The 11,078-nt window shown below is 72.1% G+C and carries 11 protein-coding genes; 7 read left to right on the top strand and 4 right to left on the bottom strand.

The genetic code is table 11. The features are described 5' to 3' along the window. Window positions 1–66 precede the first annotated feature (66 nt). Entirely contained in the window at window positions 67–420 is a 354-nt protein-coding gene (locus CCZ36_RS13285; protein ID WP_237302653.1) for a hypothetical protein, read from the bottom strand. 326 nt (window positions 421–746) lie between these two features. Between CCZ36_RS13285 and CCZ36_RS13280 the strand changes: the two genes are divergently transcribed. Further along, complete coding sequence (locus tag CCZ36_RS13280; RefSeq protein ID WP_128817721.1) at window positions 747–1,967, top strand: S1 family peptidase; 1,221 nt, start codon at window positions 747–749, stop codon at window positions 1,965–1,967. A 60-nt stretch (window positions 1,968–2,027) separates the two neighbouring features. On the opposite strand, the gene CCZ36_RS13275 is transcribed toward CCZ36_RS13280, so the two are convergent. Beyond that, entirely contained in the window at window positions 2,028–3,065 is a 1,038-nt protein-coding gene (locus CCZ36_RS13275; protein WP_079149757.1) for a helix-turn-helix domain-containing protein, read from the bottom strand. 141 nt (window positions 3,066–3,206) lie between these two features. Here CCZ36_RS13275 and CCZ36_RS13270 point away from each other — a divergent pair, with 141 nt between their 5' ends. Beyond that, window positions 3,207–4,736 carry a sigma-70 family RNA polymerase sigma factor gene (locus tag CCZ36_RS13270; protein ID WP_128817720.1) on the top strand — a complete coding sequence of 510 codons (1,530 nt, stop codon included), beginning with the start codon at window positions 3,207–3,209 and terminating at the stop codon, window positions 4,734–4,736. A gap of 44 nt (window positions 4,737–4,780) precedes the next feature. Continuing rightward, window positions 4,781–5,251 (top strand): GNAT family N-acetyltransferase, encoded by a 471-nt coding sequence (locus CCZ36_RS13265; protein ID WP_164873502.1) that lies wholly within the window; start codon window positions 4,781–4,783, stop codon window positions 5,249–5,251. Between the two features lie 62 nt (window positions 5,252–5,313). Here the strand turns inward: CCZ36_RS13265 and CCZ36_RS13260 are convergent, their stop codons facing one another. Continuing rightward, window positions 5,314–5,802, bottom strand: a complete 489-nt coding sequence (locus CCZ36_RS13260) for a GNAT family N-acetyltransferase (RefSeq protein WP_128817719.1) — start codon at window positions 5,800–5,802, stop codon at window positions 5,314–5,316. Window positions 5,803–5,852: 50 nt separating this feature from the next. On the opposite strand from CCZ36_RS13260, the gene CCZ36_RS13255 reads away from it, so the two are divergent. Continuing rightward, a complete protein-coding gene (locus tag CCZ36_RS13255; protein ID WP_128817718.1) occupies window positions 5,853–6,668 on the top strand; it encodes an exodeoxyribonuclease III in 816 nt (271 codons plus the stop codon). A 64-nt stretch (window positions 6,669–6,732) separates the two neighbouring features. On the opposite strand, the gene CCZ36_RS13250 is transcribed toward CCZ36_RS13255, so the two are convergent. Beyond that, on the bottom strand, window positions 6,733–7,374 hold the full coding sequence (locus CCZ36_RS13250; RefSeq protein ID WP_069740301.1) for a MerR family transcriptional regulator: 642 nt from the start codon (window positions 7,372–7,374) through the stop codon (window positions 6,733–6,735). A gap of 168 nt (window positions 7,375–7,542) precedes the next feature. Here CCZ36_RS13250 and CCZ36_RS13245 point away from each other — a divergent pair, with 168 nt between their 5' ends. Genes CCZ36_RS13245 through CCZ36_RS13235 form a run of 3 tightly spaced genes read left to right on the top strand, consistent with a single transcriptional unit; the run spans window position 7,543 to window position 10,972 of the window. Beyond that, window positions 7,543–9,147 carry a flavin-containing monooxygenase gene (locus CCZ36_RS13245; RefSeq protein ID WP_128817717.1) on the top strand — a complete coding sequence of 535 codons (1,605 nt, stop codon included), beginning with the start codon at window positions 7,543–7,545 and terminating at the stop codon, window positions 9,145–9,147. Continuing rightward, window positions 9,144–10,082 (top strand): alpha/beta fold hydrolase, encoded by a 939-nt coding sequence (locus CCZ36_RS13240; RefSeq protein ID WP_069740303.1) that lies wholly within the window; start codon window positions 9,144–9,146, stop codon window positions 10,080–10,082. The genes CCZ36_RS13245 and CCZ36_RS13240 overlap by 4 nt, the downstream gene beginning before the upstream one ends. Next, window positions 10,079–10,972, top strand: a complete 894-nt coding sequence (locus CCZ36_RS13235) for an SDR family oxidoreductase (protein ID WP_069740304.1) — start codon at window positions 10,079–10,081, stop codon at window positions 10,970–10,972. Before CCZ36_RS13240 ends, CCZ36_RS13235 begins: the two co-directional genes overlap by 4 nt. The last annotated feature ends 106 nt before the right edge of the window (window positions 10,973–11,078 follow it).

Genomic DNA, 11,078 nt, shown 5'->3' with positions numbered 1-11,078 from the left:
GCGCCCCCTTGCGCCGACGCGTCGCCCGTTTCCCTCGCTCCGATCCTGCCGCCGGCCACAGCTGCGCTACCCCTGCCGGAAGCCGGTGTTCGCGCTGCCTCCGTCGGTCTCCGCGTCGCCGGTGTCGCTGACGGACACCGTGCCGGGCGCGGTGGGTGAGGACGGAGCGACGAACCCGGTGTTGGCCTCGCCGCCGCCACGGGACACCGCCCTGCCGGTGCCCGAGACCTGCACGTCGGGGACCCGGGCCGGGCCGAGCGCCCCGTACACACCGACTCCCAGGGCGGCCACGCTCACCACGGCGGAGACCACTCCGGCCACCTGGCCGGCCCGGTCCCAGCTGAGGAACGACAGCACTCCCGCGAGCACGGCGACCCCCAGGCCCGTCCACATCAGTACGGCTCTTCGGCCTCTGTTCACGCCGGCGTCCCCCCTTATTCGGAAGGCAACTCTACTGCTGGGCAATGGTGTTCGGGGCGACTCCGGGGCGGGCATACGACCCGGCGCAAAGGTCCGCACCAGCGCTTTCCGCCGTTCTCTCTACAGTTCTCGGCCAGTTCTGTAGAAAAGAGCCCCACCGCCACTTCTTGTCGCGGCAGTTCCGGCTGCGCCAGAGTTCGAGTCGCGGCGACAGGAACATGTCATCGCCGCCAGGCAGTGTCCATGGAACACATCGTGCTTCCCCAGGCGCGGTGTGGCCACCCCCCCATTGTCTGGACGCTCGCCTGCGTAGCGGAAGGAATCGCGTGAAGCACGGAAAGAAGAACGCGCGCAGATACATCGTGGCCGCCTCGATCGGCGCCCTTCTGTCGGCCGGAGTCGCCACAGGGGCTTACGCCGGTACGACGGAGGAGCCCTCGGCGCCCGCGGCGGCGCCGGCGTACCAGCCGGAGATGGTCAAGGCGCTCGCCGTGACCCTGGGCGTCAGCGAGAAGGCCGCGATCGAGCGGCTGGACCGCGAGGCCGAGCAGCAGGACCGGTTCGCCGAACTGCGGAAGGACCGGGTCGACACGCTCGGGGCCTTCTTCGCCAAGGACGGTTCCCTCGTCGTCAACGCCGCCGACGCCGAAGCGGCCCAGGACGTCCGGGCCGCGGGTCTCAAGGCCCGGATTCCCGAGCGGGGCGAGAGCGAACTCGACCGCATCAAGGCCCAGCTCGACGCCAAGGCCCTCAAGAGCGCCCCGGCCGGGGTCTCCTCCTGGTCCGTCGACCTCGCGTCGGACACGGTGACCGTCGAGGTCAACGGCGACACCGACGCCGCCACCCGCAGCTTCCTCAAGGCCGCGAAGAGCAACGGCGACGCCGTGCGCGTCGTGAAGGGCCAGGAGAAGCTGGAGACCCAGGCCGTAGTGCCGCCCGGCAGCCGGATGACCTTCAACGGCTACCTCTGCTCCGTCGGTTACGGCGCCAAGGACCGCAACGGCAATCAGGTGCTCGTGACCGCCGGGCACTGCATCGAGGATCTGCCCGAACTGGCCTACAACGGCACCCGGTTCGCCAAGGGCACCCACACCCGGTTCGCGCTCGGCACCCGCAGCGTCGACATGGGCATCGCGGCCGTCGACGCCGGCCACTCCATCGGCCTCGACATCACCACGTACGGCAGGGCCGGCACCGTTCCGGTCAGGGGCAGCAAGCGGGCCCCCTCCGGTGCGGCGCTCTGCAAGTCCGGCCAGACCACCCAGTGGACCTGCGGCAAGGTCGGTTCGTACAACGTCAGCGTCACCTACACCGACCAGAACGGCGGCCCCGACACCGTCGTGACCGGCCTGGCCAGCTCCAGCGTCTGCACCCAGGGAGGGGACAGCGGCGGCGCGTACGTCTCCGGTGACCAGGCCCAGGGCATGACGTCCGGCGGCCCGAGCAACCAGCGCTGCAACGGCCAGGTCAACGCGCGCGGCTCCTCCTACTTCCAGCCGCTGGACGACGCCCTCGCGTACTACGGGCTGACGCTCAACACCAAGTAGTCCCACCGCGGGAACAGACCGGCAGAAAAGGCCACCCCCCAGACACGGGAGACCGTCCACTCATCCTGGGCGGTCTCCCGTTCCACTTGCTCCCGGCCCGCCCGTTCCGCCTGTGCCCGTTCCGTACTCCCACGCCACTCCGTGGACGCCGGGCTTGCACCGGGAGGTGAGCACATGGACGTCGTGTGCCTCGCTCAGCGGGATGCGACGGCGGCCCCGGGGCGGGGCGCCGACCTTGTCCCGGACGTAGCGGTGGCAGTCGGCGGGCAGGGCGCCGGGGTGGAAGAAGACCTGCTGGAGGTACTCGTGGAGGTTCGTCCGCGACCAGCGTTCGTAGTGCGTGGCCGGGGTCTCGGAGGGGCTCACCTCGACCGCGTAACTCACCACCGTGGTGTCCAGCTTGGCCAGTTCCCGGCCGAAGTGGATCTCCAGCACCAAGGACTTGAGCCCCTTCAGATAGGTGGCCTCTGCCAGTCGGCCGCAGGTGACCTTGATGTCGACGGGTTCGGCCGCCTCGTCGTCGAAGCTGAGGACGAAGATCGCCCGGTCGGCGCCGGCCCGTTTGGCGCGCAGCACGTTCGTGGTGGAGATGCCGCTCAGTGTGCCGGTCTCGCCGACCCTGACGATGTCGTGGACCATCAGCGAGCTGGTCTCCTGGTTGAAGTGGCGGAAGCGCGCGCCGAGCGCCTTCTCCACCACCGAGTCCTCGCCGAGGATCTGGAGCGCCGCCCCCTCCGCGTCGGGCGGGGTGGTCCGGCCGCGCGGGCGGCGCGGGCCGAGCAGTGAGCGCAGCGACCCGGCGGGCAGCTCCAGGATCTCCTCCAGCACGTCCACCGCCTGGAGGGAGCGGGCCCGTTCGGGCTGGCTGCGGCCGCGCTGCCAGCTGCTCAGGGTGGCCTGGCTGATCGTGATGCCGCGCACCCTGAGCCGTTCGCTCACCCGCTCCAGGGAGAGCCCGCGGCGGTTCAGCGCCTCCCGCAGGACCCCGGGGAAGGTGTCGGCTCCGGTCGCCGCCGCGTGCAGGGCCGAGGTGGTGATGGCCACGCCCGTCCGCGCGGCGGTGGCGTGCGCCTCGTCGGTGTCCGTGTCGCTCGACATGTCTCTCCCCGCTCCCGGCACTCTCTCGGCGGGGCTGCCTGGCGGCCCCCGCATACTGGTTGACCACCGGACGGGGGGCGGATAACAAAACCCCCAGGGGTGACCTGGCCCACATTCCGGTGGCGAACCCGAACGAAGGGCGTGAACGGCGTGGACAGCACCGCTCTGGTCATCGCGGCGAGGAACGGCGACCGGGCCGCCGGGGAGCGGCTGGCCGCACAGTACCTCCCCCTGGTCTACAACGTCGTCGGGCGCGCCCTCAACGGCCATCCGGACGTGGACGACGTGGTGCAGGAAACCATGCTCCGGGCGCTCTCCGGCCTGCCCGCCCTGCGCGATCCGGCCCGCTTCCGCTCCTGGCTCGTCGCCATCGCCATGAACCAGGTCCGCAGCCGCTGGTCCAACCTCGGCCACCGTCCCGCCCCGCTGGAGGAGACCAGCGACCCCGCCGACCCCGCCGCCGACTTCGTCGACCTGACGATCCTGCGCCTGGAACTCTCCGGGCAGCGGCGCGAGACGGCCGAGGCGACCCGCTGGCTGGACGACGCCGAGCGCGATGTGCTGTCCCTGTGGTGGCTGGAGACGACCGGCGACCTCACCCGGTCCGAGCTGGCCGAGGCGCTCGGCCTCTCCCCGCAGCACGCCGCCGTCCGCGTCCAGCGGGTCAAGAACCAGCTCGACGTCGGCCGCACCGTCGTCCGGGCCCTGGCCTCCGATCCCCGCTGCCCGGCCCTGGAGGACCTGCTGGGCGACTGGGACGGTACGCCGACGCCGCTCTGGCGCAAGCGGATCGCCCGCCATGTACGGGGCTGCGCCTCCTGCTCCGACGGCAGTGCGGGGCTGGTCCCGCCGGAGGGCCTGCTGTCCGGGCTCGCGCTCGTGGTGCCGCTCTACGACAGCGGGCAGCAGGTGGCGGTGGCCGTCGCTTCATCGGCCGCCCCGGCCGCCCCGGCCGCCGCGTCCGCCGCCGCTCCGTCCGCCTCCGGCGCCGCCCACTCCGCCCCTGCCGCCCTCTCGGCCGGGAAGGCGGCCGGGCTCATAGCCGGGGCGGCCGCCGTGACCGCCCTCGCCGTACTGATCTGGCCCTCCGCCCCGGCCGAGCCCGAGTCCCGGGGCGGCGGCGTCACCCACAGCCCCGCGCCCGCGCCCCCGCCCGCGACCGCCCCCGCCGAGCCGAGCCCCAGCCCCGCCGCGGTCTCGCCCACGCCGACCCCGGGCAGGACCGCCACCACCCGGCCGCCCACCGTCCCCCCGTCGCCCTCCGCCTCGCCGGCGCCCGCGCCGCGCCCCGGCCCGGACGCCCGCGTGGTCACCCGGGTCAACACCCTGCGCGCCGCGAACGGCTGCCCGGAGCTGGAGACCGACCCCCGGCTGACCGAGGTCGCCCAGCGGCACTCCGAGGACATGGCCGCGCGGAACTACTTCGGCCACACCGACTCCTCGGGCCGGGGAGCGGGCGACCGGGTCGGCGCCACCGGTTACGATTGGTCGGCCGTCGGGGAGACCATCGCGACCGGCATGAGCGATCCGGCGGCGGTCGTCGAGGAGTGGCGCAACAGCCCCGGCCGCGACGACGACATCTTCAACTGCGACTTCGTCCACGTGGGCGTGGGCATCGCCGACTCCCCGCGCGGCCCCTACTGGACCCAGGTGCTCGCCACCCCGAGGTGAGCGGCCGGGCCGATTGTCAGTGGCGGGTGCCAGACTCGGTCGGCATGGAGAGCGTGGAGAACAGCGTGCAGCTCAGGAATGTCGTGCCCGAGGACCTGGAGGTGTTCCTCGCGTACGAGCACGATCCGGAGGCGGTCCGGCGGTCGCGGTTCGCCCCCCGGGAGAGGGACGCGTTCATGACGCACTGGAAGACGCGGGTGCTGGGGGATCCCGCCAACTTCGTGCAGACGGTCCTCGTGGACGGGGAGACCGCGGGGAACATCGTGGCCTGGTGGGAGGAGGACCGGCGCTTCCTCGGCTACTGGTTCGGCCGTCCGTACTGGGGCCGGGGCATCGGCACCGAGGCGTTGACCGCGTTCCTGGAGCGGGAGACGGCCCGCCCGCTGTACGCGGACCCCGTCTCGGGCAACACCGGCTCCCTACGCCTGCTGGAGAAGTGCGGGTTCACGGTGACCGGCACGGTGCGGCACGGGGAGGACGAGCACGTGGTCCTGGTGCTCGGCGGGGGTGCGTGACCGGCCGTCGGGTTCCATGACGCGGCGGGGACGCGTGACCGACCGCGCAGACCCTGTGGCTGCTACGGCTGCCGCAGCGGCTTGGCCATACAGATGCTGCTGTCGTACGTCCGGTAGTGGCCGAACTTCACGTCGCAGACGGTGTAACCGCACGAGGTGTACAGCGCGACGGCCTCGGGCTGCTGGTCGCCGGTCTCCAGGACCATCCTGGTCCGGCCCGCGGCCCGGGCGTCCTCCTCCAGGGCGGCGAGCATCCGCCGGGCCAGGCCCCGGCCCCGGCCCTCGGGAATCACGAACATCCGCTTGATCTCGGCGTCGCCGTCCTCGTAGCCGTCGGCGTTGTGGTTCTGGGTCCGCCAGCCGCCGGTCGCCACCGGGCGGTCCTGCTCGTCGTAGGCGAGCAGATACAGACCGTGCGGCGGCACGAACATCGACGGGTCGAGCGGTGTGACATCGCCCTCGTCGCCGTAGCGCTCGGCGTATTCGAGCTGCACCTGGTCGTTGAGTTTGACGGCGTCGGGGTGGTCGAAGGGCCGAGAATGAATAAGCATGCTGGATATCGTATATCTGTGCGCTGGGGTGGAGTAGGTACTGTTCGGGGATGCTGACCGTTACCACTGTGAATGTTAATGGGCTCCGGGCCGCCGCCAAGAAGGGCTTCGTCGAGTGGCTGGCGGCGACCGACGCCGATGTGGTCTGCCTCCAGGAAGTGCGGGCCGAGCCGGCTCAGCTGCCCGAAGGGGTGGGCGCTCCCGAGGGGTGGCACACCGTCCACGCGCCCGCCGCCGCCAAGGGCCGCGCGGGCGTCTCGCTCTATTCGCGGCACGCCCCCGAGCGGATCCAGATCGGCTTCGGCGGTCACGGGGCCCCCGGGGCGGAGGAGTTCGACACGAGCGGCCGGTATGTGGAGATCGACCTCCCCGGGGTCACGGTCGCGAGCCTGTATCTGCCCTCCGGTGAGGTCGGCACCGAGCGCCAGGACGAGAAGGAGCGCTTCATGGCGGCCTTCCTGCCCTACCTCCAGGGACTGAAGGCGCGGGCGGCGGCGGACGGCCGCGAGGTCGTGGTCTGCGGCGACTGGAACATCGCGCACCAGGAGGCCGACCTGAAGAACTGGAAGGCCAACCGCAAGAGCTCCGGCTTCCTCCCCGAGGAGCGCGCCTGGCTGACCCGGGTCCTGGAGGAGGCCGCGTACGTCGACGTCGTGCGGTCGCTGCACCCGGATGTCGAGGGGCCGTACAGCTGGTGGTCCTACCGGGGCCGGGCCTTCGACAACGACACCGGCTGGCGCATCGACTACCAGATGGCCACCCCGGGGCTGGCCGGGCGTGCGGTGAAGGCCTGGGTCGAGCGGGCGGCCACGCACGGCGAGCGCTGGAGCGACCACGCGCCCGTCACGGTCGTCTACGAGCGGTAGTGCCGTCCGGGGCCGTCACGCGGCCCCTGCGGCGCGAGGCCGCACCGCGGCTCCCTGCGTGCGGTTACGCCTTCGGGGGCTGCGTGCCGTCCTCGCGGCGCAGCCTCCGGTCCAGCGCCATCGACAGCTCCGCGTCCACCACCGCGCGGGCCAGTGGCCGGAGTTGGGCTGGTTCGGTCTCCTTCGTGTGGGCATGCAGTACGCGTACGAAGATTTCCGCGAGCGCCTCCGCGTGCTCGCGGACGCGGCGGCCCGAGGAGAGCACCGTGGCGAGCGGCACCCCTTCCCGTACGAGCTCCGCCGACACCTCGAGCAGGCGGCGGCTGATGTGCACGATCTCGTCCCCGTCGGTGGCGAGATAGCCCAGGTCCAGTGCGGCGGCGAGGTTCTCCGGCGTGACCTCGCCCTCGAAGTAGTCCGCGAGCTGCTCCGGGGTGAGCCGGACCGGGGTCTCCTCGGTCGGTTCGCCCAGGCCCAGCACCTCGGCGACGTCGCGGCCGCTCTCGAACGTGGCCGCCAGGTCGGCGATGCCGTTCAGTGTGTGGCCGCGCTCCAGCAGGCCCGCGATCGTGCGCAGCCGGGCCAGGTGGTGGTCGTCGTACCAGGCGATCCGGCCCTCGCGGCGGGGCGGCGGGATCAGTCCGCGCTCCCGGTAGAAGCGCAGGGTCCGCACGGTGATGCCGGCCTCCTTGGCCAGCTCCTCCATGCGGTATTCGCGGTGCTCGCGTCCTTCAGCCACAAGGGCACCCTATGTTGTACCGCCGGTAACTTTCCTTGGTCTGCCCCCTACCCATCAGTACGGACCTGCTCTACTCTCCGAACCATGCCAGTGATTGCTGGCAAAGTCGCGTGACGTACCGCGGGAGGCGGCAGCATGGCCCAGCAGGAGCACGTACGTGTGGCGGTGATCGGTACCGGATTCGGGGGCCTGGGGGCCGCCGTCCGGCTGCGCCGCGAAGGCATCACCGATTTCGTCGTCCTGGAGCGGGCCGGCTCGGTGGGCGGCACCTGGCGCGACAACAGCTATCCCGGCTGCGCCTGCGACGTACCGTCCCACCTGTACTCCTTCTCCTTCGCGCCCAACCCGGACTGGCCACGCACCTTCTCCGGCCAGGAGCACATCCGGGCCTACCTGGAGCGCGTCGCCGACACCTTCGGGCTCCGCCCGCACATCCGGCTGAACCACGAGGTGAAGCTGATGAGCTGGGACAGGGAGAACCTGTACTGGGTGATCGAGTCCGCCAACGGGACCACGCTGCACGCGGACGTCGTCGTCTCCGCCACCGGTCCGCTCTCCGACCCCAAGATGCCCGACATACCCGGGCTCGACTCCTTCCCCGGCAAGGTCTTCCACTCCGCGCGCTGGGACCACGACTACGACCTGGCCGGCAAGCGCGTCGCGATGGTCGGCACCGGCGCCTCCGCGATCCAGATCGTCCCCGCGATACAGTCGAAGACCGCGAAGCTCACGCTCTTCCAGCGCACCCCGCCCTGGGTCATGCCGCGCATGGACCGCACCATCAGCAAGGCCGAGCGCGCCCTCCACCGCGCGGTACCCGCCACCGGCACCGCGCGCCGCGGACTGCTGTGGGGCATACGGGAGTTGCAGGTCAGCGCCTTCACCAAGCACCCCGACCAGCTGGGTCTGGTGGAGAAGATAGCCAAGTCCAACATGGCGCGGGCCATCAAGGACCCGGCCCTGCGGGCCAAGCTGACCCCCGACTACCGCATCGGCTGCAAGCGGATCCTGCTCTCCAGCACCTACTATCCGGCGCTCGCCCAGCCCAATGTGGACGTCGTCGCCTCCGGGCTCGGCGAGATACGCGGCTCCACGGTCGTCGCCGCCGACGGCACCGAGGCCGAGGTCGACGCGATCATCTTCGGCACCGGCTTCCACGTGACGGACATGCCGATCGCCGAGCGGGTCGTCGGAGCGGAGGGCATCACCCTCGCCGAGACCTGGAAGGACGGGATGAACTCGCTGCGCGGCGCGACCGCCGCCGGGTTCCCCAACTGGATGACGATCATCGGCCCCAACACGGGCCTCGGGAACTCCTCGATGATCCTGATGATCGAGTCCCAGCTGAACTACATGGCCGACTACCTCCGCCAGTTGAACGTGCTCGGCGGACGCGCCGCGCTCGACGCCCGGTCCGGCTCCGTCACCGCGTGGAACGACAAGGTCCAGCAGCGGATGAAGCGCACGGTGTGGAACACCGGCGGCTGCACCAGCTGGTACCTGGACGAGGCGGGCCGCAACACCACCGTCTGGCCGGGCACGACGGGTGAGTTCCGGCGGCAGACCCGGTCGGTGGACCTCGCGGAGTACGACGTCATCCGGGCCGGCGGCGCGGGCGGTGAGCGGCGGGCCACCGGGGTCGGCCGCGTCCCCGAGCAGCCCGGCCGCACCGACCGCGAGACCGTCACCGCCGCCGCGGCGGAGGAGAACGGACCCGTCGCCGAGGAGGCGACGCGATGAGCCGGCTCCTGCACCGCGACACCGTCCCGCCCGTGCCCGCCGCCGAGCTGACCGCGCGCTCCGCCGACGGTTCGCGGATCCACGTCGAACTGCACGGCCCCGAGGACGCGCCCGCCGTCGTCCTCGCCCACGGCTGGACCTGCAACACGCGCTTCTGGGACGCCCAGATCCGCGACCTGGCCGCCGACCACCGCGTCATCGCCTACGACCAGCGCGGCCACGGCCTCACCCCCGAGCCCGGCCCCGGCGGCTACAGCACCGACGCGCTGGCCGACGACCTCGAAGCGGTCCTCGCCGCGACGCTCGCCCCGGGCCGCAAGGCGGTGCTCGCCGGGCACTCCATGGGCGGGATGACGGTGATGGCGGCGGCCGACCGGCCCGGACTGCGGGAACACGCCGCCGCCGTGCTGCTCTGCTCCACCGGAGTCACGCGGCTGACCGCCGAGGCCCTGGTCCTGCCGCTGCGCGCGGGTGCGCTGCGGACCCGGCTCACCACCGCCGTCCTCGGCGCGAAAGCCCCCCTCGGGCCGGTGACCCCGGTCTCCAGGAAGATCCTCAAGTACGCCACGATGGGGCGGGGTTCGGCCCCGGACCGGGTCGACGCCTGCGCCCGGATCGTGCACGCCTGCCCGCGCCGCGCCCGGGTGGAGTGGGGCCATGTGCTCGCCGAGCTCGATCTCGCCGCGGGCGTACGGGCGTTGCGGGTGCCGACCGCGGTGATCGCCGGCACGGACGACCGGCTGACCCCGCCGGTCCACGCCCGGGCCATCGCGGACGCCCTGCCGGTCGGCCTCGGCCTGACCGAGCTGACGGGCATGGGACACATGACGCCGGTCGAGGCCCCGGAGGCCGTTTCGGCGAAAATCAGGGAGCTGGTCACCCGGTACGTCGCCACGGGCGCGGGCGCCACGGCGGAGAAGGAGGATGTCGCATGAGCGGCAAGCGGAATCTGGAGGGGCAGGTCGTCGTCGTCACCGGCGCGGCCCGGGGCGTGGGCGAACTGCTCGCCCGCAAGCTGTCCGCACGCGGGGCGACCCTCGCGCTCGTCGGCTTGGAGCCGGACGAGCTGAAGCAGGTCTCCGACCGGCTGCACGGCGAGAGCGACCACTGGTTCGCCGATGTCACCGACCACGAGGCGATGGCCCAGGTGGCGCGTGAGGTCAAGGAACGTTTCGGCAAGGTCGACGTCGTCGTCGCCAACGCGGGCGTCGCCGCGGGCGGTCCGTTCGCCGACTCCGACCCGACCGCCTGGCGGCGGGTCATCGAGGTCAATCTCATCGGCGGCGCGGTCACGGGCCGGGCGTTCCTGCCGGTGCTGACGGAGAGCCGGGGCTACTTCCTGCAGATAGCGTCGCTGGCCGCGATCACCCCGGCCCCGATGATGACCGCGTACTGCGCGTCCAAGTCGGGCGTCGAGGCCTTCGCGCACAGCCTGCGCGCCGAGGTCGGCCACAAGGGCGTCAAGGTCGGCGTCGGCTACCTCTCCTGGACCGACACCGACATGGTGCGCGGCGCGGACCAGGACGACGTGATGCGCGAGCTGCGGCAGCGGCTGCCGTGGCCGATGAACCGCACCTACCCGCTCGGCCCGGCCGTCGACCGGATCGTGGACGGCATCGCGCGGCGCTCCCCGCACGTCTACGCCCAGTGGTGGCTGCGCGGGATGCAGTCGGTCCGGGGCTATCTGCCCTCGGTCATCGCGATCGGCGGACCGCGCGAGATGCGGCGCTTCGAACCGCGTCTCCACACCGTGTCGAAGGGCTTGGTGGGGGCCGGCGGAGCGGCGGACCAGGACGCGCGCGCGGAGCGTGCGGACCGGCCGTAACGGGGTGGACGCACCCCACCTCACGGTGGGTAGCGGTCCGAAATGCGCGGGATGTCGGAGCGTGCAACGCTGAGCACGGCCCCGCTGGGGCCACCCCCACATCCGT

The sequence above is a fragment of the Streptomyces sp. S063 genome (assembly GCF_002832675.1).
Taxonomy (GTDB): Bacteria; Actinomycetota; Actinomycetes; order Streptomycetales; family Streptomycetaceae; genus Streptomyces; species Streptomyces sindenensis.
Note: the sequence above shows the minus strand (reverse complement) of the source record. Positions and strands in the feature narration are given on the sequence as shown.

Excerpts from the sequence above, each read along its gene's own strand:
- CCZ36_RS13275 (WP_079149757.1), bottom strand. The coding sequence starts at position 3,065 with ATGTCGAGCGACACGGACACCGACGAGGCGCACGCCACCGCCGCGCGG.
- CCZ36_RS13255 (WP_128817718.1), top strand. The coding sequence starts at position 5,853 with ATGCTGACCGTTACCACTGTGAATGTTAATGGGCTCCGGGCCGCCGCC.
- CCZ36_RS13240 (WP_069740303.1), top strand. The coding sequence starts at position 9,144 with ATGAGCCGGCTCCTGCACCGCGACACCGTCCCGCCCGTGCCCGCCGCC.
- CCZ36_RS13265 (WP_164873502.1), top strand. The coding sequence starts at position 4,781 with ATGGAGAGCGTGGAGAACAGCGTGCAGCTCAGGAATGTCGTGCCCGAG.
- CCZ36_RS13235 (WP_069740304.1), top strand. The coding sequence starts at position 10,079 with ATGAGCGGCAAGCGGAATCTGGAGGGGCAGGTCGTCGTCGTCACCGGC.
- CCZ36_RS13260 (WP_128817719.1), bottom strand. The coding sequence starts at position 5,802 with ATGCTTATTCATTCTCGGCCCTTCGACCACCCCGACGCCGTCAAACTC.
- CCZ36_RS13250 (WP_069740301.1), bottom strand. The coding sequence starts at position 7,374 with ATGGAGGAGCTGGCCAAGGAGGCCGGCATCACCGTGCGGACCCTGCGC.
- CCZ36_RS13245 (WP_128817717.1), top strand. The coding sequence starts at position 7,543 with ATGGCCCAGCAGGAGCACGTACGTGTGGCGGTGATCGGTACCGGATTC.